Origin of the sequence: Streptomyces cinnamoneus (genome assembly GCF_014650495.1) — a bacterium.
Classification (GTDB): domain Bacteria; phylum Actinomycetota; class Actinomycetes; order Streptomycetales; family Streptomycetaceae; genus Streptomyces; species Streptomyces cinnamoneus.
Window position 1 is genome coordinate 20,958 of the sequence record NZ_BMVB01000036.1, and the last position, 21,533, is coordinate 42,490.

Below are 21,533 nucleotides of genomic sequence, written 5' to 3' on the forward strand. Positions count from 1 at the left end.
GGCCAGGCGTTCCACTCTCCACCCAATGATCACCAGGACGTTACCCAAGAGTGACCCGCGGCCCGGGTGCAGGGTCCGCCGTTCAGACCCTGTTGTTCTTCGGGAGCGCCTTCGCTCCGTCCTCCGTGACCCGGGTCGCCCCGATGTAGTCCGGTTGTGCGTCGACTTTCTCGAACCGGATCACGGCCCCCGTGCGCGGTGCGTGAATCATGTACCCGCCCCCGACGTACAGACCCACGTGGTGGATGGTCCGCGGATCCTTCAGGTCGTGGGCGAAGAAGACCAGGTCACCCGGCAGCAGTTCCTCCCGCTTGGGGTGCGCTCCCGCGTTCCACTGGTCGTTCGCGACACGCGGCAGCTCGATCCCGACCGAGGCGTACGCGGCCTTGGTCAGCCCCGAACAGTCGAAGCGCCCGCCGTCCTCCTTCGTCCCGTCTCCGCCCCAGAGGTACGGCGTGCCGAGTTTGTCCTGCGCGTAGTAGATGGCTCCGGCCGCCGCCTGCGAGGGCGCGACCCTGCCGACGGGCCGGGCGAAGCTCTTCTCCAGGCTGCGGATGGACTTCACATAGCCCTGGGTCTCGCTGATCGACGGGATGCCGCCGGCCTTGATGACGCGGTACGGGCCGGCGTTGTACGCGGCGAGCATATTGTCGGTCAGATTGCCCGCCACGCCCTTCACGTCCTTGGCCAACTGGCAGTCGTAGGAGGCGGCTGACGGAATGGCATCTGACGGGTCCCACACGTCACGCTTCCCGTCACCGTTGCCGTCTATTCCTTCGGTCGCCCACGTCTCAGGGATGAATTGCGCTATCCCCTGCGCGGCGGCACGACTCTCGGCCGTCGGATCCCAGTTGCTCTCGGTGTAGAGCTGCGCGGCGAGGATCGCGGGGTTGAGGGCGGGACAGAGATTGCCCCACTTGGTCACGAGGGTTTGGTACTGGTCCGGCACCGAGCCCTTGGCCAGTCCGACCGTGCCCCCGCCGCCCGCGCCCATGATGTTCCCGGCGGCCACGTACACCCCGATCACGAGCAGCCCGACGAAGCACAGGCACATCGCGATGCCTGCGCCCACGCCCACCCAGAGCTTCCGCACCCGTCAACCTTCCCCCACGGCAGGCCCCTTGCACTGCCGTTTCCGGAATATCGTGCGGGACCGCCGCCTCGGGCCGCTACTGGGCCGTGAAGCCGTAGCAGCCGATGCTCGCGTACTCCTTCGTGCCCTTGACGTGCTCGAAGATCACCGTCCAGTCTCCGGGGTCGTTGCCGACGGGAATGGCCGGTGCGTACGGCTTGCCCTCTACGTACGTCTGGAAGTCGTCGGGGTAGGTGAGCTCCTTGTTCTCCGACCCCCACCCCGACCCCTTGGGGGCGATGTCGACGGGCTTGCTGGTGTAGCCCAGACCGAGGTTGGTCTGACGGATCCCCTCGAAGGGCTTGCCGGTCTTCGAGTCGATCTCGTGCCGGGGCTTGACGGCCACCGAGACGTAGTACGGCCCCTTGAGCTGGCTGGTGTCGGCGTACTTGAACCGGAAGAGAATCTTCACCTTGCCGGACATCACCTTGGCCTGGCTGTCCACCGCATCCGCCACGGAGAACTGGAACTGCCCGGGCGTGCGCTCCTCGGGCGGCAGGTTGCACGTGCCCTCGCCGTAGAGGGAGCCCTCCTTGGCCGACCAGTAGTCACGGTTGGGACTGGTCGCCTCGACGAAGGTGGGCTCCTTGCCGCCCTGACCGTCCTGGCCGGCCTTGTCCGCCTGTCCCGGGCCGGGGGAACCGGCCACCGACGGCGACCCGGACGCGGAAGGCTTCGCATCACCCTGGGCGCGGGCCCCCTCCCTGCCCCCCTTGGAGTCGTCCCCCATCGACTGAACGGTGAGTGCCGCAATGACCCCGAGGGCCACGGACGCGGCACCGACCGTGAGCCACAGCTTCGTCCGCGGGCGGGGAGTTGCCGGAGGCGCCGCCGGCATGGGCGGCGCGGCCGGCCCGGACATCGCCGTCGGGACGTAGCCGACGGGCGCGGCAGCCTCAGCGGGCGCCGCGGGCACGGCGGACGCGGCGGCACCGCCGCCCACCAGCGCCCGGTACACCGGGTCGTCGACGAGCGCGGAGCTCACCGCGCACCGGCCGACGATCTCGGCGGGCGTGGGCCGCTTCGCCGCATCGGCCGCCACACAGTCCCGGACGAGGGCCGCCAGCTCCGGCTCGACCCCGTCCACGTCGATTTCGCCATGGACGACCCGGTACGTCACCGAATCCGATGCGCCCTCGCCGTACGGCGGCCGGCCCGTCGCCGCGGCGGCGATGGTGGCGCCCAGCGCGAACACGTCGGCCGCGGGCGTCACGTCGTTGCGGGTGATGATCTCGGGGGCGGTGTAACCGGGCGTGCCCGGCGCCGTCCCCACCTGGGTGAGCGCCGTCTGCTCGGCACCGCGTGCGATGCCGAAGTCGATGAGCTTGGGGCCGACCCCGGACAGGATGATGTTGTGCGGCTTGAGGTCGCGGTGCATCACGCCGTACTCGTGCACCCCGGCCAGCGCCTCGGCGAGCGCGGCCATCAGCCGCAGACAGGTGGCGGCGGGCAACGCCCCCCGCTCGCCTATCGCCTGCACCAGCGTCGGCCCGGGCACATACTCCGTGGCGAGCCAGTACGGCGGCGCCTCCAGCGAGGCGTCGATCAGGTTCGCGGTGAACGCGCTGCGCACGGCCCGCACGGTCTCGACCTCGCGCCGGAAGCGCGCCAGGGCCTCGGGCGAGTCCGCAAAGTCCTCCCTGATGACCTTGATGGCCAACTGCCGCCCACCCGGCGACCGCCCCAGATACACCTGCCCCATGCCACCGGCGCCGAGCCGGGCTAGGACAGTGTGCGTACCGATGCTTGCGGGGTCCTGAGGACGAAGAGCTTCCACGGGGGGAGACTGTGCCACAAAGAGGCATGTCCTGATCAACACCGAAGCCGGAGCCGGCGGGGTCGGACTTACCCCCCCCCCTCAAACATGAGTACGAATACTCACAACACCCCATCACCTCATGATCTACGGTGTGACGTGGTGTCAACTGTGTGATCCCTGTGCAGGCAGTTGCACTGGCACAGTTGCATTCCCGGGGAGGGGTCCGCACCACCATGTCTCAATGGGACATCAAGCCCGCCGGCGTCCGGGGAGTGATCTCCAGAACGTCGGAGGTCATCGGCAAGCTGGGGGACGAGTCCACCTCGTACAGCACCCACACGCAGTCCGCCGCCGGGCACGCCGGCGCCCTCGTCGGCCCCTGCGACGCAAGCCAGGGCCTGGTGGGGCTGGCACTGGCCGCCTACACCCAGCACGCCACGCCGGAGCTCGCGTTCATCGCGGTGCGCGCGAAGAAGTCCCTGCAGGGAGCGATCGACGCCACTGCCGCGTACGAGGAGGGCGACCTGGAGATGGCCGCGAACAAGCAGGCGGCCGCCTGCAAGGCGCCGACTCCCGAGGAACTCGCAGCCGTCCTGGGCAAGCGGGGGGACAAGAAGTGAAGAGTTCCCCGATCGACCCGATCCTCATCCCCCACTTCACGGGCGACGTCGGCGCACTGGAACGGGACGTGGCCGCCCTGGCCAAGGACGCATCGAACGTCCGCACCACGGGCGCGAACACCCACACCACCTTCCAGGGCCTCTCGTCCTGGTACGTCGCCCCCGAGGTCAAGCAGCTGCTGGACAGCACCCTGCCGGTGCGCGACAAGGCCGATCACTTCGCGGACGGCCTGGAGACGGTGAAGTCCGCGCTGGCCACGTACGCGTCGGCGATCCGCCCCATCGTGAAGGAGCTGGACGGCCTGCGCGAGCAGGCGGTGGCCTTCCGCGCCGAGATAGGCGACAGCGACCGCTGGCTCAAGGACCAGAGCAAGGTCGACCGGAACGCGCACCTGATCCGCGCGGTGGCGGTGGCCCAGGAGAAGTTCCACGACGCCGAGCGCGACGCCTTCAACAAAATCACCGGAGTCTTCGACAAGAGCCTCCGTCTGACCGTCGACGACGGCACCCACAAGAAGGGGATGTACGGCTACAAGCCGAGCGACGTCGAAAAGGCCACCAAGACACCGTGGGGCGTGGTCGAGGACCGCGAATACGACGGCCTGGCGGCGGCGTGGCACTGGACGTCGGACACCGTGACCAACGTCGCCAAGGGCTTCTTCGTCGACGGCGTGGGAAACGCCGCAAAGGGCCTCTACCACCTGGTCAACTTCACCGACGGCAAGACCTTCAAGGAAACCTGGAACGGCCTCGGCACCACCGTCCACGGCCTCGGCCTGTACGCCACGAAGCCCTTCGACATGGTCTTCGACCAGACGATGCTCAGGGACAAGGACGGCCCCGACGAGATCCGGGCGAAGAAGGCGGCCAGGGAGTTCGGCAAGTCCTTCATCGCCTACGACGAGTGGAAGACGAACCCGACCCGCGCGGGGGGAACCGTCGCATTCAACGCGCTGACCCTCGCCGCGGGCCCCCTCCTGAAGGCCGGCGCAGCCGGCAAGGCGGGCCAGGCCGGCGCGGCAGGCGAGGCCGCCGGTACCGCCGCAGCGGCCGCGAGGGCGGCCAAGGCCGCCACCGCTCTCGGCACGGTGGGGCGCTACGTCGACCCGGTGACGTACGTGCAGAAGGCCACGGGCCTGAGCGTGGAGGCCACGAAGCTCGCGATACCGAAGATCGGTGACATCGCGGCGGAGGTCAGGCAGAGCCTGGGCCGAATAGGCACCCACAACCCGTCCTCGGTCGAACTCCCCACCCTGGACGGCAAGCCCCAGTACCTCCACCCGGACGGCACCATTCGCGACAACACCGGCATCAAGCACCCCGGCGCGGAGGCCCCCAAGGAACCGAGCAAGCACGACCTGGCGACGCCGCGGGAGGCTACTACTACGGCCGACAAGCGGGTCTTGGCTCACTCCGGGGCAACCAGCCACGCGGCGCACGGGAGCAGCGGCCATCCGGCGTCCCCCGCCAGCCACAGCTCGGCCGGCGGCTCAGGCCACAATCAGGGGTCTGGGCCTGTCGGACATGCCGCACATCAGGCCGGTCACGGTTCCGCTGCACCCTCAAGTCACCAGAGTCACGGATCGGGCGGCGATCCGACTTCAGCTCACCAGCATGGACACGGAACCAACGCGAGCCATGGCCATGCACAACCGCCTCACGGGCACGACCCTCAGCACACTTCGGGGGACGAGACGGCCTCAGACCAAAAGGGCTCCGGCAGCGGCAGCGACGACGGCACAGGGAAAAACGACTCCGACGGGGCGAACTCGAACAGCACCACCCTCGACCCGGAATACGTAAAGGAGCGAATCAAGAAGCTGGACGACCGGCAGGGGGGCGAAGGCCACGCTCCCGGCCGACACCACGTGCCGGATGACGCGACACTCAAGAGGCGCCTGGGCGATCCGCAACTCAACGCAGACGGCACCCCGAAGTTGCTGGGGCCGGCATCTGATAATGTCGGCCACGTAAAATCGCAAAACAATATCGACCCGCTCACCGGCACAACGGTCGACGGGGTGACCGGAAACCCCCATCGAGTAGGAGCCTACTCCACCCGCTTCAACAATGCGGAAGACATGGTGCGAGCAGATGAATACTTCCGCAATTACATAGACACACATGGCGCACCGCCGGACGGCCCGGTCCCGATATCTGACATACTGGGGCCCGAGGGGCACCAAAGGCTTACCGGCTTCTACCGCAACCCGGGAAAGCTTGATGAATTCCTGCCGGCGGACTTCGAAAACGGAACAATCACAGCGGTCTACCGAGGCGATTTCTCCAACGGCTCCTACCACCTTTACACGATGTACCCCAACCCCGCACTCGGACGACACCCTTAGTCGAGAGAAATGTGATGAACGACAACCTCCGCGGCTTTCTGAGGACCTACCTCAGTTACGAAATGGCCGACGATACGAGCGGTTACCTCCGGCCAACCCTCCACTCGTGCAACGAAGCATACGTTGAGGCGGTGCGCTCGGGGCTTAGGTCGATTCTCGACGATCGAAGCATGTCAGTCGACGATTACATCGCCGTCACGGACGTCGAATTCGAGGACGAGAAGTCGCTGTACCGCTACCTGGAAGATCTTTACGCGTACTTGTTTGAGAATGCGGCGCAACAGCCCTCACCGCCGGCCTGACGTTCGCACAGCACCGAGGTGGCGAACGGGCCGACTGTGACAGACCCGAAATCCGTGCCACCGTTCTACGTGCTCCTCTCCACCGGCGTGGACGCCGCTTCCCGAATGGCGTCCACGCTGGCCGAGATCTTCACCCTGCCGCCGCAGGAGGTCGAGCTCTACGAGGACTCGCTGCTGGACGAGGTGAATTGGGAAGCCAAGGCCCTCTGCGAGTACGCGCCACGCAGCGGCGATCTGGACTACTCGCTGTACGTCACAGTGTCCGATGAGGTCGAATACCAGCCGCTGGAGGAGGACCTGGCCGTGCGGCTCGCACGGTCTCACGCAGGGCAAGCCCTCACCGAACTCGACGCCACCTATCACAGCCACACCGTCGAGGACGGCGGTCGTGCGCTCGTGCAAGCGGCAGAACGCGCGCCGGCTGTCGGCGACCACAGCCCTTGGTACTGGAATGGCCGCCCCGTCAGGCTGCCCTGGGGACACGAGGGTGCCCCTCACCGCGAATGCTGAAATGAGGCCATGGCCATCTACGCGGAAGCCGACAAGCTGCACGAGGGCGCCCGGAGCGTGCGCTACGGATGCGGCGACGGCGACGGGCGGCGCCTGGGGGAGATCGCCCTGGACAAGGCCACCGAGCGCGTCACCCTCGTCAGCGGTCCGGACACCATCCTGGCCCACGCCGTGGCCCCGAAGATCGCCGTCACCTGGCTGCAGCGCGGTTACGGCACCCGACCGGCTGTTGGCGCTGGCCGTGAAGAACAGCTGCAACCTGTCTGACGAGAAGGGGACGGACGAGCAGCGGCGGCCACGACCTCGGGCATGGCCCCTCTGCAAGCCATGAGCGTCCCGCGGGGTCGTCGCACGGCCCCTCGCCGTCTCACGGGGAATCACCGGCTGGCGGTGTTGCCGAGGGCTCTGCGGGCCGTCACGGCGAGAGTTCCACGAGTGGGCCGGGAGACGGCCCCACCGACAGGCCGAGTACACCGACGCAGGCAGAGCACACACCCCCGAGCGGCGCAGCAGGAAGCCCTCTCGACGACATCGAACCGGAGCGGTACAGCCGCGGCACGGACGCGGCATCGACGCCCTCGGAGCCCATGCGCACCGAACAGCAAGCGGGCGTCATCGAGGCCTTCGAGCGGGCGAAGATGCTCCCTGCGGATCAAGCACGCGCGCTGAGGACCCTCGGCAAGAATCCTCACGGTGCTGAGATCGGGACCTGATCACCCGCGGCCATCTCAGCGATGTCCCGAAATACGACAAAATCCTCAATATGTGCAAGCAGGGTCCCAAGCCGCCGGACAAGGGCATGTTGCCCGCCGCATCCATGGCGCTGAAGCACGCAACCGAGCTGCAGAACCGGGGCTTCTCCCGACTTGTTTTCGAGCTCGAGGACGAGGCAACGGGCCTCGATTTCGACGTGGCCACTGTCCTTGAGGACGGTACCCCGCACTACGGGTACCAGCTCAAGGATGTGAGCACCATCGACGCCATCAAGGGCGCTGCCAAGAAGGCAGCCAAACAGCTCCAATCCGGGACCGCCACCCAGAAGGTCGCGCTACTGGACGTGCATCAATCGATCGGCGGCTTCAACGCTAAGATGCTGAAGGAAGTCGAGTTCCACGCAAAGCGAGCAAATGCTACGTTCCACCTGCGTTTCGAAGACGGGTCCATCACAGTCCCGCCCAATGGTTCCGTTTATCCGTAAGGAGCATTCATGTCGACCCTGATGCGCGCACCGCGTGAATGTGGATCATGGTTCTGGGACCTCGAAGAGGTGGCCGAGCCGGGTTTGGCGTCTGCTCTGGCAGTCGCGGCTCGGATGGCAGCCGTTCTGAACGGGCACGGCCTACTCACTCCGCACCGACTCGAATACGACTGGTACGTTTTGGATGTGGGTGGCATCGGCATCAGGTCACATGTCGCGCTCACTGTCCCGCTGGACGATCCGTCCCTCCCCGACCGAGTCCTGAAGAGCCGGCCGTCAGGCTTTCCGGAAGCCGACGTGGACGACATCCACATCCTTGGCACAGGGACATGGATCGATGCCCAGGGAAATTCCCACCGTGAACCTGGTCTCGTGGATCTGTCGGTTTCCCCGGCCCCTATCGGGCTCTCGGCGGAGCTCGCCGTTCACCATGACGTCTGGGCCTGGTTCGATTTCTCCGGAACGCCGCACCCGGACGTGTACGGGCGGAACGCACCCCGCCTTACCGCAGCGCTGCAGGAACTGACCTCCACGCTCGGCGTGACCCCTGAACCGGGTGAGGCCACGTACTTTGGCTACGCCTCAGGGCTCGGCATTGGGACGCCGGAAACCAACCCGGACGGTTCCGGCCCCGACGTCACCGACAGCCTGTAGAACCCGTGGCGACGAACGGCACACCTCATACGGTGTGCCGAGAGTCGGTGAGTGCGTAAGCCGAGTGACTCATCAAAGGTGTTGTGCCCAGTGAGTACATCACGGGTCCGCTCTCATTCCTGAGCGCGAAGGGAGGGCAGTGATAACGCGATTCAAAGAATTGCTCTACACAGATTTCGATGGCAATTCGACGACGGACCTCGTGCTGTACAAGGCGTTCGATGACCCCCGGCACGCGGAACGGGTGCCCGGGCTGGTCGAGTTGATGAATGACTCTGCAGCGCCTGAAATGGAACGGTTTATCGCCTGCATGACTTTGACGACATGGGCGGAGCCGGCCGGGTACGAGGCCGTCATGCGTGCGACAGCGGACCCGGAAAAGACGCCTTGGTACGCTTTTTCGGTCGACCGAAAGTTTTCGGTGGACAGTACTTTTTCGCAGTTGGCGCTGGCCGTGGAGAACAGCTGCAACCTGTCCGACGAAAAGGGGACGGACGAGCAGCGACAGCAGGCATTCCGTTCCCTCGTGCGGCTCGCCGACAGTCAGTACTTTGAAGACCGTCTGGGCGAATTGTTCGATGATGAATTTCTCATGGTCGCGCTGGATGACATCAAAGACGTCATAGGGCGCGGCGTGCACTCTCTCGCGTCGGGGGAGAAGCAGCGGTTCGACCTGGCCACCCAGCTGGTGGACCTCTCAACCGCTGTGGCGATGGTCGACGGCCGCTTGGCGGTGGAGCTGGCCATGAGCGTGCTCAATGTCAGCGCCTCTCCGCGCACGCTCAACCATGCCGTCGACATCGTCTACCGTGGCGAGGGCCCCGAGGTCCGGCAGTTCGCGGAGTACCTGACGACCGTCGGCGACGAGGAAGTGCGGCGGCAAGTCCGCGAAGCACTGAACGAGTCCTGAGCGGACCACTTCACGGCACTGGCCGTACGCGCGAGTCGAAGCCAGGCCGTTGGCCTCGTTCCGGCTCGCGCGGCGGCGGTGTCCAAGGCGTGTTTGAGGAGCTCGTGTCATCCGGGCTCCGGCGCCCGCCACCTGGCACGGGACGGCAGCCGGTAAGTGTCCGCTCCCGACAGGCACTTCGCCCCTCCCCTATCGTGGGCACGACGTTCATCCGAACATCCCACCCTGAGGAGGGCGACGCGTGCCCGAGCTCAACTGGATCCCGGCCACCGACGACGAGACGCTCACCGAGTACCTGGAGATCGCCTTCGGGGACGACGGCAACGTCTACATCCGGGAGAACATCAACCCCGACAAGGTCGTCGTGACCACCGACGCCAAGTGGGACGCCTTCGTCCTCGGGGTCAAGGCCGGCGAGTTCGACCACTTCGTCGAGGGCATCGAGGACTGACCGCCCTCACTCGTCATCGTCCCTGTCGTCCCCGTCCTTCTTCTTGTCCAGCTTCTTCCGCGGGCTGGGCGACGACGTCACCGGGGAGGACGACGGCGACCGCTTGGGCCGCGGCGAGGCCGACGGCCGCGGCTTCGCGGCCTTCGTCGGCCCGTCACCGACGTCGGCATCGTGCTTCGGGGACTTGCTCCCCCGATGCGGGGTCGCGCCGTGGTGGGCATTGCCGTCGTCCGGCTCCGCATCGGTGCCCGGCGCCATGTCGGCGCCCGGCACCGACGGCGGCCGGGAGCCGCCGCCATCGTCCTCGGCCCCGAACAGGGACGTACCCACCAGCGCGGCCACCGCAAAGACCGCCGCCCCGGCGGCCACCCCGAACAGCAGCCGCCCCTTCCGCCTCGCCCGAGGCGGTACCGCATACGCAGTCGTCGACTCCCCCCGCGCCGCGGGCGCGGGCGGGGCAGCGGGTGCCGCGGGCGCGGCAAACGGAGGCGGCGTGGTGGCCGGCCGCGGCGGGGCGGCGGCCGGCTGCCGCACGGCCGCCGGCGGCAGCGGCCGTGCGGTGTCCTCCCAGGACGAACCCGAGAAGAAGTCCGCCACCTCCTGCGCCGACGGACGCTCCTCCGGCGTCTTGGCCAGCATCCGCAACAGGAACGCCTCGAACGCGTACGGCACCTCGCCGCGCTGCAGCCGGGGCGACTCGGGCCGGCTGTCCACGTGCATATAGAGCAACGTGGTCGGATTGTCCGACCAGAACGGCGGCCTGCCGACCAACAGCTGGTACAGCACGCAGCCCAGTGCGTACACGTCCGATTCCGGACCCGCCGTCCTGCCCAGTGCCCGCTCGGGGGCAAGGTAGGTGCTCGTACCGACGATCTGGCCCGCGCGCGTCAAGCCGGCCGAGGTCTCGTCGACGAAGCGGGCGATGCCGAAGTCGCCGATCTTCAGGGCGCCGGTCGCCTCGTCGACCATGAGGTTGCCCGGCTTCACGTCCCGGTGGACCACTCCCTGCTGGTGGGCGGCCGCCAGCCCGGACGCCGTCTGCGCGGCCAGGGCGGCGACGCGCCGGACCGGCAGCCGGCCCTGGGCGGACAGCTCGGCGGCCAGGCTCGGCCCACGGACCAGCTCCATGACCAGATAGAAGCGGCCCTCCCACGCACCGAAGTCGTACACGGCAACGACCTGAGGGTGATTCAGACGGGCTGCCGTCTGCGCCTCCATCTGGAAGCGCATCGGCGCGGACTCGTCGCCGTCGTCGCCCAGCATCAGCTTGACCGCGACCTGACGCCCCAGCACCTCGTCGTGTCCGTGCCAGACTTCGCCCATTCCGCCGCGGCCGAGCAGCTCCCCCAACCGGTAACGCCCGGCAACCAGCACCCGTACCACCTTTGATCTCGCACCCTGCGCCGAGCACGAAGAGTACCCACCGAACACACTGTCGTTTGAACATCTCCGCGCCCCCTGCCCCCGATGGACATTGCTCGCCGTCCATACGCGTGATACACAGAGTCACCCTAGGGCTCCCCACTGACAACGGGGCTTCGCCGCAGGTCAGAGCGGCACCACCGCTCACTCATACGGGTTCCGACAAAAAATGCCGCCAAATCGACATGCGGGGGCGGCTTCGTCGGCGAAGATAGGTCCTGACCTTTGCCGTGCGGCAGGGGGGATACAACAACCCACAAGGGGCGGTGAGTTAGAAATGTTTTTGGCTGCCGGCAAGGGCGACATCAACACCATCATTGGCGGAATCGCCCCGAAATGGGGTCCGTTCGGCCAACTCGGCCAGGAAGCGCGCGTGATGATCGAGGTCATCATGGCAGCAGCGATCCTCCTGTGCCTCGCGATCGCCATCTGGGGCGCGGCGAAGCAGCGCATCGGCGCAACGGCGCTGCGCGACACCTTCAGTGCGGAGCAGGGCAAGGGCCTGATCGTCGCCGGTCTCACCGGTGTGTTCATCATCGGCTCGCTCGGCACGCTGTTCACGATCGTCTACGGCATGGCCGTCTAGCGCCGCCCCACGCGCCCCCTTTCCGCTCCCCTCTGCCCCTCCGCGCATCGCCCCGCGCAGACCCTCTCGTCCCCGAGTCCACCCGCACCGAGGCTGCCACCTGATGCCCCCTCACACCCCTTCGTCCACCCCCCGGATTCCCTTCACACCGCTACCGTCATATACGGGCGGCAAGCCAGCCACGACGTATGAGGGAGCAGGCGAGCGATGAGTCTCGGCGACGACGACTACGGCAGTGGCGGCGGTCACCACGTGACGCGCACCCGGCTCCCCGAGGGCGAGGTCGACCCGTACGCACCGCCCCGCCGGGGCGGCCGCGGGGGCCGTACGGGACGGCCGTCCCACCGCAACCTGATGTCGGTGGTCGCCGTCGCGGTGCTGCTCATCGCCGCCATCGCCTTCGCCAACAGAGGCGGCGGCTCCGGCTCCGGCAGCGCGGACGGGGAGGCGGCGAAGGGCGGCCCCCGCAGCGAGGCGACGGCGCCGTCGGGCGTGAAGCCGGTGGACGGAAAGACCGGAGGCATCGCCTCCGGTTTCGCCCATTCGGAGCAGGGGGCGCAGTCGGCGGCGGCCAATTTCGCGGTGGCGTTGGGCGGGGACGGCATGTTCAGGGCGGACAGCCGTCACGCGATCGTCAACGCCGTTTATGCGCCGGACGTCGCCGCTGCCCGGCAGGGCGACCTCGACAAGGTCTACTCGGACCAGGAGTTCCTGAAGAAGATCGGCCTCGATGCCAATGGCAACGCCCCGAAGGGCATGACCTTCGTTTCCCGCACCAATCCCGCAGGCACGAGGGTCGTCAAGTACGCAGGCGATACGGCGAGCGTTGCCGTCTGGTACTCCTCGCTGTTCGGGATCGCCGGCGAGAGCTCCACCCACCCCGTCGCCGACAGCTGGTACACCAACACGTTCGACCTGAAGTGGACCGGTGACGACTGGAAGGTCACCGGTTTCACGCAGAAGGACGGTCCGACTCCGGTCGGCCGTGACCAGGTCGCTTCCTCGGCCAAGGAGATGTCGGACGCTGTGGAAGGGTTCGGAGGGTTCACCTATGCCCGCTAGTCGCCGCTTCTCCGTCGCAGCGGCACTGACAGCCGTTCAGGCAACAGCCGTCGTCCTGTCGGCGAGGGCCTTCGCTGCTCCGTCACCTCCGCCCAGCCCTGGGACAAGCGCCACCCCCACGCCCACCCCCGGCGGGAGTGCGGCCCCCACACCGACGCCGTCACCCTCGGCCAGCGCCGGAACGGGCAACGACCCGTGTGATCTCATCCGCGGCCCCGCCAAGGAATACTGCCAAGGCCACAAAGGCGGCGGAGCCGGCAACAACGCCCCTCCCACCGACTCCCAATCCGCCCTGGACCCTCTCGCCTCCCTCGCCAAGGGCTGTGCCGAAGCCGCCTCCTGGATCATCAACAAGCTCTCCGACGCCATCCACTCCACCGGCGCCGTCGACTTCACCAACGCCCCCTTCCTCCGTCAGTACGCCGTCGTCTTCGCCGCCTCCACCATCCTCACGCTCGTCCTGTGGCTGCTGGCCGTGGCCAAGCGGGCCGTGCGGGGGGTGCCGGTGACGGAGGCGGTCAGTGAAGCCGTCGGGTTCCTGTGGCTCACCGTGCTGGCGTCCGCCTTCACGCCGCTCGTCCTCTACACCGTCGTCTCGGCGACCGACGCGGTCACCGACGTCATCGCCAGCGGTTCGGGGGCGAACAACGACAAGTTCTTCGCCGGCTTCTCCGACGCGCTCAAGAAGGGCAACGGCATCGGCGGCGGTCCGATCATGCTGATCGTCGTATCGCTCGTGTCCGTCCTCGCCGCCGGCGTCCTCTGGCTGGAACTGGTGATCCGGGCCGCCCTGCTCTACGTGGGGGCGCTCCTCGGCACCGCCGTGTACTCCGGGCTGGTCGACAAAGACATGTGGGGACACGTCCGCCGCTGGGCCGGCATCATGATCGCGGTCATTCTGGTCAAGCCCGTCATCATGATCGTGCTGGGCCTCGCCGGGGCGCTGTCCGCGGGCGACGGGCCGACCGCCTTCTCCGCCGTCGTCTCCGGGCTCGCGATCATCATTCTCGCCATCTTCGCCAGTGCGATGATCTACCGCTTCGTCCCCGGCTTCGGCGACGAGATCGTCAAGAGTCGCAACGCCTCCAACGACGCGGCGTCCCGCCAGGCGGCCGCCGTGATCTCCTCGCCCGCCGCCCTGGTCAAGCAGGGCATCACCACCCACAGCGCCCGTGGCAACGGCAACGGCTCCGCCCAGCAGGCCCGTCCCGCCCACCCGGTCTCCGGCGGTGTCGCCGCCCACAGTGCCCGGCCCGCCGCACCGAGCGGTGGCCCGGGCGGCAACGGAAGCGCTCCCTCCGCAGCCCCCGCGCCCGCGTCGCGTGCGCAGAACGACAGCAAGAGCAATACATCCGGAGGTGAGCGGAGTTGACGGTCCCGGCCCAGTCCCAGCCGATCGCGGCCCGCCGTACGTATCTGATCGGCCGCGCGCGCCCCAACGCGGTCGTGGGCAAGAACCGGGAGAGCGGCGAGATCGCGCTGATCATCGCGGGCGCGTTCCTGGGCATGATGTGCGGGTTGCTGATCCCCTTCCTCCCGCTGCGGATCCTCGCCCTCACCGGCTTCCCGGCGCTGTCGCTGGCCGCCGTCTACGTCCCGTACAAGGGCCGCACGTTCTACAAGTGGTTTGAAATCAACCGCTCGTACAAACGGACGCTGCGCCGCGGCACCACGTACCGCTCCGGCACGATGGAGGCGGGCACGCAGCTGGACGGCCGCGAGGTGGAGGTCGGCCCGCCGCCCGGGATCGGGCGGATCAACTGGTTGTCCGCGCCCTTCGGGCCGGACGAGATCGCCGTGCTGCTCCACGCCGACCGCCGCACCGTCACCGCCGCCATCGAGATCGAGGGCCCCGGCGTCGGGCTGCGCGACTCGGAGGACCAGGAGGCGCTGGTCGAGCGCTTCGGCACGCTCCTGAAGCACGTGGCCAACGGCGACGGCTACGTCACCCGCATCCAGATGCTGGCCCGCACGCTCCCCGCCGACCCCGACGCGCACGCCAAGGACGTCGAGCGGCGCGGCGACGCACGGTCGCCGGACTGGCTCAAGGACTCCTACGACCAGCTGCAGTCGATGGTCTCCACGTCCTCCGAGCAGCACCGCGCCTACCTGGTCGCCTGCATGCACTACGGTCGTGAGCTGGCCGCCGAGGCGCAGGCCATCGCCCGCGCCTCCCGGCACGAGCGCGGCAAGCGCACGCTGGACCGCGACGCGGGCCTGGCCGTGGTCATGGCGCGCGAGCTGACGGACATCTGCGCGCGGCTCGCCGAGGCCGACATCCGGGTCCGTCAGCCGCTCGGGCAGGGCCGGCTGGCGTCGCTCGTGCACTCCATGTACGACCCCGACCACCCGATCGACCACATCCAGGCGATGACGAAGCGCAACGCCTGGCCGGCCGAGCTGGACGCCATGGAGCCCACCTATCTCCAGGCGAAGACGCGCGAGTCGTCCACCCGCGCGCCCTGGTGCCACTCCACCGCGTGGGTGAAGGAGTGGCCGATGACGCCGGTGGGCGTCAACTTCCTCGCCCCCCTGCTCGTCCACACCCCCGATGTGATCCGCACGGTCGCGGTCTGCATGGACCTGGAGCCGACCGACGTGGCCATCGAGCGGATGCTGACGGAGAAGACGAACGACGACGCGGACGCCTCCCGCGCCGCCAAGATGAACCGCGTCGTCGACCCCCGCGACGTGGCCCACCACTCACGCGTCGACCAGCGCGGCGAGGACCTCGCCAGCGGCGCGGCGGGCGTCAACCTCGTCGGCTACATCACCGTCTCCTCGCGCTCCCCCGAAGCGCTGGCGCGCGACAAGCGGACCATAAGAGCGTCTGCCGGAAAGAGCTACCTCAAGCTCGAGTGGTGCGACCGCGAGCACCACCGGGCGTTCGTCAACACGCTGCCGTTCGCGACCGGCATCCGACGATAGGGGCAAACGCCGTGCTCGATCCGCTCTCCGCCGTCACCGACGCCTTCACCAGTTTCCTCTTCGGAAAGGTCGAAACCACCCGTCTGCCCGTCCGGACCTCGACCGGGCAGGCGCAGGCCGTCTACCTCCCCACCGCGGCCCCCGGCCTCGGCGACTCGGGCGTGATCATCGGGCGTGAGGTCTACTCCGGCAAGGGCTACATCTACGACCCGTTCCAGCTCTACGGCCAGCAGCTGCCCGCCCCGCACTGGCTCGTCCTCGGCGAGTCCGGCAACGGCAAGTCGGCGCTGGAGAAGACGTACGTCCTGCGGCAGCTGCGCTTCCGCGACCGTCAGGTCGTCGTCCTGGACGCCCAGGGCGAGGACGGCGTCGGCGAGTGGAACCTGATCGCCCAGCAGCTGGGCATAACCCCCATCCGGCTGGACCCGACGGCCGCCCTGAACGGCGGCATCCGGCTCAACCCGCTCGACCCGGCCATCACCACCACCGGGCAGCTCGCCCTCCTCCGCACGATCATCGAGGTCGCCACCGGCCGCGGCCTCGACGAGCGGGCCGGCTTCGCCCTCAAGGTCGCGCACGCGTACGTCAACGACACGATCCTCGACCGCCAGCCCGTCCTGACGGACATCGTCGAGCAGCTGCGGCACCCGGAGGCGGAGTCCGCCGAGTCGATGAACGTCGACATAGACGACGTACGGGCCTGGGGCCTGGACGTGGCGCTCGTGCTGGACCGCCTGGTCGACGGTGACCTGCGCGGCATGTTCGACGGGCCGACGACGGCCGGCATCGACCTCGACGCCCCGCTGATCGTCTTCGACCTCTCCCACATCGACCGCAACTCCATCGCCATGCCCATCCTGATGGCGATCGTGGGCGTCTGGCTGGAACACACCTGGATCAGGCCGGACCGCAAGAAGCGCATCTTCCTGGTCGAGGAAGCCTGGCACATCATCAATTCGCCGTTCGTGGCGCAGCTCTTCCAGCGCCTGCTCAAGTTCGGCCGACGGCTGGGCCTGTCGTTCGTGGCGGTGGTGCACCACCTCTCGGACGTCGTCGACGGCGCCGCCGCGAAGGAGGCCGCGGCCATCCTGAAGATGGCCTCGACCCGCACCATCTACGCCCAGAAGGCCGACGAGGCCCGCGCCACCGGCCGCGTCCTGGGGCTGCCGCGCTGGGCGGTCGAGATCATCCCGACGCTCACGCCGGGCATCGCCGTGTGGGACGTCAACGGCAACGTCCAAGTCGTCAAACACCTGATCACCGACGCCGAACGGCCGCTGGTCTACACCGACCGGGCCATGACCGAGGACGGCGCCTTCGCCCGCGAGGCGTCCGCGGAGGCGGCCGCTGCGGAACGGGCGGCCGCCGCGCGGAACGCCGACTACGCCGACGCGCCCTACGGATCGCCGGCCGCGCCACCGTCCGAGTCCACGGTGGCGTGACGTGACGCCCATACGGGACCGGGAACCCGCCCCGGAACGTGGAATTCCGGATGGGCTGCTGCTCACCGTCATCGCCTTCCTGCTCGGCCTGACGCTGCTCGTCTGGACGGCCACCGGCCTCTCCGCCCTGTTCGCCCACGGCGCGTGGCCGGAGGGCGTGTCGCTCGCCCGTACGCCCCAGGCCCTGCGGCACCTCATGACCCAGCCCCGCGACCTCCCGGCCGCCTGGCCGGAGACGCCCGTGAACGCGCTCTCGGGGTACGGGCTGTTCTGGGGAATCCTCATCAGCGAGGTGCTGGTGGCCGTGGTGCTGGCGACGTTCGCGATCGGCACGGTGGCCCGCTGGCGCGCGGTACGCGCACGGCAGCGCACCCAATCCGCGACGGCCGCGGCAGCGGCAGCGGCCACGGCCAGTGGCGCGGTGAGTGGCGCGGTGAGTGGGGTGGCGAGTGAGGCGGCAGGCGCGGCGACCGGCGCGCAGCCGGTGGCGGTGACGTCTCCCGGGACGGCAGCGCCGGCACCGGCCCCGATCCCCGCCCAGTCCCCACCCCAGGCGCAGGCCCAGACGCAGACGCAGGCCCAGACGCAGGCCCAGACGCAGACGCAGGCCCAGACGCAGGCGCAGGTGCAGGCCCAAGCCCAGGCGCAAGTGCAGGCCCAAGCCCAGGCGCAGGCCCAGGCCCAGGCGCAGGCGCAGGCCCAAGCCCAGGCGCAGGCCCAGACGCAGGCCCAAGCCCAGCCACAGCCACAGCCACAGCCCCAGGCCGCGGCACTGCCCCAGCCGGGGGCGTCCGCCCCGCCCCAGCCCCCGCCCCCGGGGCTGCCCCAGCCGCTCGCTCAGGCGCCCGCTGTACCCCTTGCACCCGCCCCCACCGCGCCCCTGCCCACCGTCGCCGCCTCGGCCACGCCCGTGCCACCGGCTGCTCCCGCCCCCACGCGACAGCGCCTCGTCTACACCACCGACCGCCGCGACACCGCCACCCGTGCGGTCCTCGACGCCTCCGGGCCCGTTCTCGTCGTCACCAGCGACCCCGGACTCTGGGCCGGCACGAAGGCCGCCCGCGCCAAGCTGGGGCCGGTGCTCGTCTTCGACCCCGCCCATCTCCTCGACACCCCCGACCGCCTCCGCTGGAACCCCACCAGCGGCTGCGAGTCCCGCGGGACGGCCGCCGCCCGCGCCACCGCCCTGCTCGCGCCCGTACGCCCGCCCAGCGCCCTCGACTCGGCCACCGCCGACACGGCCGAGACCCTGCTGCGCTGCTGGCTGCACGCCGCCGCCGTGGACGGCCGTCCCTTCCGCCAGGTCCACCGGTGGGCGCAGGGGACGTCGGCGCACGAGCCCGTTCGCATCCTCCGCACCCACCCCCGGGCCACCGGCGGTACGGCCGGCGAGTTGGAGTCGGCGCTCACCGGGCACCCCGAGCGGCGCGACATGGCCCAGGCGTTGACGGCCCGTGCCCTCAGCGCCCTCACGTCGGTCCACATCCGCGACGCCTGTAATCCCAATCGAGCCAATTCGCCGTCGTGGGAATCATTCATCGCCGAAGGGGGAACGCTGTACGTGGTGGGTGAGGCGATTGAGGATCCCCGCACCCGCCCTGGTGCGATGCCCCTGCTGACCGCACTTGCCTCAAGCGTGGTCGAGCACGGCCGCCGCATGGCCGAACGGTCATCCTCCGGCCGGCTCGACCCACCACTCGCCCTCGTCCTCGACGACGTGGCGGCGGTGGCCCCGCTGCCCGCCCTCCCGGAACTGCTGGAGGGCGGGGAAGCCCAGGGCCTGCCCACGCTCGCTCTGATGCGCTCCGAGGAGCAGGCCCGCGCCCGCTGGCCCCGCCGGCCCCTGCCGGCCGGCTAGCACCCCCGGCCCGGCCTTGCTCCTGCTCTTGCCTCAGCGCCGAAGACCCCATGCGGAAGTTTGGATTCCGAGCACGCTATTTTGTGGGGAAATCACATGGAATCGCGGCAGAAAGGCTCGGAACGCGGAATGGGCAACGTCAGCGACAGCCACACCCGTGCGGTCGTACAGGAGTTCCTGACCCGCTTCGCGGAGGGGGTTCCGGACCGTATCGCCGCGCTGTTCGCCGAGCAGGTCGACTGGCTGATCGCAGGCGGCGCGGTCGTACCGTGGCTCCGGCCGCGTTCCACGCGCGCCGACGTGGCCGGGCACTTCCGCGAACTGGCCGAAGGAATGGTCCCCGTGGACGGCGGCCCCACGGTCGACGCAGTTGTGGTGGACGGCGCCGAAGCCATGCTGACGGGCCACGTCAGCGGCGTCGTACGCACCACCGGCAAGACCTTCCGGTCGCCCTTCGCGATGCGGCTGACGGTCGAGGACGGGCTGATCACGCGCTTCTGCCTCTACGAGGACAGCCTCACGATCGCCGACGCCTGCACCCCGCAGTCCCAACCCCAGCTCCAGCTCCAGCTCCAGCTCCAGCCTTAGGCCCTGATCTCGTCCATCAGCATCTGCAGCGTGCCGTTGAGCTTCCCGGGCGGCAGGGCGTCCAGGGTGGCCCGGGCATGGGCCAGTCCGGCCGCCTTGTCACCGGCCCGGGTCAGCATGAGCCCCGTGTGCAGTTCCAGGTGCGCGACGAAGCGCGGCAGCTTCTCCGGCAGTTCACGGCGGGCCTCCTCCTGGGCCTGCAGGGCGCGCCGTTCGTCGCCGACCCGGGCCGAGAGCAGCGACAGGAAGCCGTTCATGCGCCAGGCGGGAATGGCGTAGTCGCTCACGCCCTCGGAGCGGCCGGCGGCGGCAGCGGAGGCGTCGAAGAGCCGGCGTCCGCGGTCGGCCAGCCGGAGCGCCGTGGCCTTGTCGCCGCGGATCGCCGCCGTGTACGCCTTGCCCAGGGTGGCGCCCAGCAGCCCCGCGGAGGGCCTGTCGGTGAGGGCCATGGCCTGATCGGCCAGCACCCCGGCGAGGCCCAGGGACGTGCCCCCGTAGCCCAGGGACAGCGCGGCCCGGCCGCGCACCCAGACGCGGGTGTCGCGGTCCCCCGACCGGTCCGCGGCCTCGGCCGCCGTCCGGAACCAGCTGACGGCCTGCGCCTGCTCGGCCCGGGAGAAGGTCGTGGCGTAGAGGGTCATCAGGCGGGCTGCGACGGCCCACATGGGCGGATCGTCGAGCTGCTGCTGCACGACGACCAGGTCCCCCGCGACCCGGTGCTGGATGTCGGCCGCCCCCAGCGACATGTAGTCGGAGCCGTACGCCGCGAGCTTGGCCTCCCACTCCTCCGACGACGGCCCACCCCGCAGCCGGACCGCGAAGCCCGTGCTCAACAGGCCGGCGGTCACCGCGGGCGCCGCGACGGTGGCGGCGGCGTTCGACCGCACCGGCTGCCCCGGACGTCCGGCCACCCCCTCCAGCACCTCCAGCGGCACGTCCAGCACCGTGGACAGGCAGCGCAGATAGAACGGCCCCGGCCGGACCTTCGCACGTTCCCAGCCGCTGATGTACTCCCGCGTGAGGCTTGCCGAACAAGCGTCGTTGATCTCCGACGCCAGCCTGCCCTGGCTCCACCCCCGTGCCGTGCGCAGGTCTCTGATCAGCTCTCCAATCAACACAGACCCCATCTTGCCCGCCGATATGCCACTACAGATGCCACTACCGGCTCCTCGTGAGCTGGGAGAAAGTGGTCCCGACCGCAGATCGGGCCCGGATGTGCAACGGGGGGCGCATCCGGGGCCGACGCGCGAAACGGGCAGGGAGCTGTCGGGCCGGGGGGACCGGCTCGGGGGGGGGAGCTCCCGGCCCGAGGGGGACCATCGGGGGGGAAACCAGGGGGAATCCCGGATCCGGGGGGATCCGGGGGGATCCGGGATCCGGGGGGGGGATCCGGGCCCGGCGCCCCCGCCCTCCCGGCAGACTTTCGTCAGAAGCCCGCCGCGGCGATGATCCGGCCGACCACGGGGTTCTGCGCCTCGCCCTTCGCATCGGCGGCATTGACCGAGTGGACGAGCGTGCGGGAGAGGTCCCTGGTGGCACCGAAGCCGTTGAGGTACCCGTACCGCCCACCGGTCTTGCCCCACACCACGGTGTCACCGATCTCGATGCGGCTCATGCCGCTGGTGTGGGTGGCCTTTCCGCCCTCGTACGACGGGACGCCGGGAACGGTGAACCTGACCGCGCTCCGGTGATTACCCGACAAAGGCGGTGCGGAGAATGTCGGGTGATCGGGGCAGGTGTCGCTGCACGATGGGGGCATGGAT

General features: G+C 69.2%; 20 protein-coding genes and 1 pseudogene. 16 read left to right on the forward strand and 5 right to left on the reverse strand.

What is annotated here, in order from left to right:
* Positions 1 to 82: 82 nt before the first annotated feature.
* Together IE182_RS29470 and IE182_RS29475 are read right to left on the reverse strand one after the other, a co-directional pair.
* A complete protein-coding gene (locus IE182_RS29470; protein WP_190113038.1) occupies positions 83 to 1,093 on the reverse strand; it encodes a C40 family peptidase in 1,011 nt (336 codons plus the stop codon).
* A 76-nt stretch (positions 1,094 to 1,169) separates the two neighbouring features.
* The gene (locus IE182_RS29475) at positions 1,170 to 2,951 is read right to left on the reverse strand and encodes a serine/threonine-protein kinase (RefSeq protein ID WP_308432186.1); all 1,782 of its coding nucleotides are present in this window, start codon (positions 2,949 to 2,951) and stop codon (positions 1,170 to 1,172) included.
* Positions 2,952 to 3,124: 173 nt separating this feature from the next.
* Here IE182_RS29475 and IE182_RS29480 point away from each other — a divergent pair, with 173 nt between their 5' ends.
* From IE182_RS29480 to IE182_RS29520, 9 genes are all read left to right on the forward strand, one after another.
* Positions 3,125 to 3,511, forward strand: a complete 387-nt coding sequence (locus tag IE182_RS29480) for a DUF6507 family protein (protein WP_190113040.1) — start codon at positions 3,125 to 3,127, stop codon at positions 3,509 to 3,511.
* Positions 3,508 to 5,859: a hypothetical protein gene (locus IE182_RS29485; protein WP_190113041.1), complete on the forward strand. Its 2,352-nt coding sequence runs from the start codon at positions 3,508 to 3,510 to the stop codon at positions 5,857 to 5,859. The genes IE182_RS29480 and IE182_RS29485 overlap by 4 nt, the downstream gene beginning before the upstream one ends.
* A gap of 14 nt (positions 5,860 to 5,873) precedes the next feature.
* Positions 5,874 to 6,161, forward strand: coding sequence for a hypothetical protein (locus IE182_RS29490; protein ID WP_190113042.1), 288 nt, complete (start codon positions 5,874 to 5,876; stop codon positions 6,159 to 6,161).
* 36 nt (positions 6,162 to 6,197) lie between these two features.
* On the forward strand, positions 6,198 to 6,671 hold the full coding sequence (locus IE182_RS29495; RefSeq protein ID WP_190113043.1) for a hypothetical protein: 474 nt from the start codon (positions 6,198 to 6,200) through the stop codon (positions 6,669 to 6,671).
* Between the two features lie 9 nt (positions 6,672 to 6,680).
* A complete protein-coding gene (locus IE182_RS29500; RefSeq protein WP_190113044.1) occupies positions 6,681 to 6,938 on the forward strand; it encodes a hypothetical protein in 258 nt (85 codons plus the stop codon).
* A gap of 496 nt (positions 6,939 to 7,434) precedes the next feature.
* On the forward strand, positions 7,435 to 7,869 hold the full coding sequence (locus IE182_RS29505; RefSeq protein ID WP_190113045.1) for a hypothetical protein: 435 nt from the start codon (positions 7,435 to 7,437) through the stop codon (positions 7,867 to 7,869).
* A gap of 9 nt (positions 7,870 to 7,878) precedes the next feature.
* On the forward strand, positions 7,879 to 8,523 hold the full coding sequence (locus IE182_RS29510; protein ID WP_190113046.1) for a hypothetical protein: 645 nt from the start codon (positions 7,879 to 7,881) through the stop codon (positions 8,521 to 8,523).
* Between the two features lie 139 nt (positions 8,524 to 8,662).
* Positions 8,663 to 9,433, forward strand: coding sequence for a hypothetical protein (locus IE182_RS29515; RefSeq protein ID WP_229845222.1), 771 nt, complete (start codon positions 8,663 to 8,665; stop codon positions 9,431 to 9,433).
* A 241-nt stretch (positions 9,434 to 9,674) separates the two neighbouring features.
* On the forward strand, positions 9,675 to 9,884 hold the full coding sequence (locus IE182_RS29520; protein ID WP_190113047.1) for a DUF397 domain-containing protein: 210 nt from the start codon (positions 9,675 to 9,677) through the stop codon (positions 9,882 to 9,884).
* A gap of 6 nt (positions 9,885 to 9,890) precedes the next feature.
* On the opposite strand, the gene IE182_RS29525 is transcribed toward IE182_RS29520, so the two are convergent.
* Entirely contained in the window at positions 9,891 to 11,258 is a 1,368-nt protein-coding gene (locus IE182_RS29525) for a serine/threonine-protein kinase (RefSeq protein WP_268249644.1), read from the reverse strand.
* 325 nt (positions 11,259 to 11,583) lie between these two features.
* Between IE182_RS29525 and IE182_RS29530 the strand changes: the two genes are divergently transcribed.
* The 7 genes from IE182_RS29530 to IE182_RS29560 all read left to right on the forward strand — a co-directional run bounded on the left by IE182_RS29530 (position 11,584) and on the right by IE182_RS29560 (position 19,770).
* Positions 11,584 to 11,892: a DUF8827 family protein gene (locus tag IE182_RS29530; RefSeq protein ID WP_190113048.1), complete on the forward strand. Its 309-nt coding sequence runs from the start codon at positions 11,584 to 11,586 to the stop codon at positions 11,890 to 11,892.
* A gap of 207 nt (positions 11,893 to 12,099) precedes the next feature.
* Positions 12,100 to 12,954 carry a DUF8175 domain-containg protein gene (locus IE182_RS29535; RefSeq protein ID WP_190113049.1) on the forward strand — a complete coding sequence of 285 codons (855 nt, stop codon included), beginning with the start codon at positions 12,100 to 12,102 and terminating at the stop codon, positions 12,952 to 12,954.
* Positions 12,944 to 14,326, forward strand: a complete 1,383-nt coding sequence (locus tag IE182_RS29540; RefSeq protein WP_190113050.1) for a hypothetical protein — start codon at positions 12,944 to 12,946, stop codon at positions 14,324 to 14,326. The genes IE182_RS29535 and IE182_RS29540 overlap by 11 nt, the downstream gene beginning before the upstream one ends.
* The gene (locus IE182_RS29545) at positions 14,323 to 15,882 is read left to right on the forward strand and encodes an SCO6880 family protein (protein ID WP_190113051.1); all 1,560 of its coding nucleotides are present in this window, start codon (positions 14,323 to 14,325) and stop codon (positions 15,880 to 15,882) included. The genes IE182_RS29540 and IE182_RS29545 overlap by 4 nt, the downstream gene beginning before the upstream one ends.
* A gap of 11 nt (positions 15,883 to 15,893) precedes the next feature.
* Positions 15,894 to 17,324, forward strand: coding sequence for an ATP-binding protein (locus IE182_RS29550; RefSeq protein ID WP_190113052.1), 1,431 nt, complete (start codon positions 15,894 to 15,896; stop codon positions 17,322 to 17,324).
* Positions 17,325 to 17,334: 10 nt separating this feature from the next.
* Positions 17,335 to 19,182 carry a DEAD/DEAH box helicase family protein gene (locus tag IE182_RS29555; RefSeq protein ID WP_190113059.1) on the forward strand — a complete coding sequence of 616 codons (1,848 nt, stop codon included), beginning with the start codon at positions 17,335 to 17,337 and terminating at the stop codon, positions 19,180 to 19,182.
* Positions 19,183 to 19,311: 129 nt separating this feature from the next.
* Entirely contained in the window at positions 19,312 to 19,770 is a 459-nt protein-coding gene (locus tag IE182_RS29560) for a nuclear transport factor 2 family protein (RefSeq protein ID WP_190113053.1), read from the forward strand.
* Here the strand turns inward: IE182_RS29560 and IE182_RS29565 are convergent.
* Positions 19,767 to 20,888: a helix-turn-helix domain-containing protein gene (locus IE182_RS29565; protein WP_190113054.1), complete on the reverse strand. Its 1,122-nt coding sequence runs from the start codon at positions 20,886 to 20,888 to the stop codon at positions 19,767 to 19,769. The genes IE182_RS29560 and IE182_RS29565 overlap by 4 nt on opposite strands.
* 308 nt (positions 20,889 to 21,196) lie before the next feature.
* Positions 21,197 to 21,533 (reverse strand): annotated as a pseudogene (locus IE182_RS32300) (hypothetical protein); the annotation flags it as partial.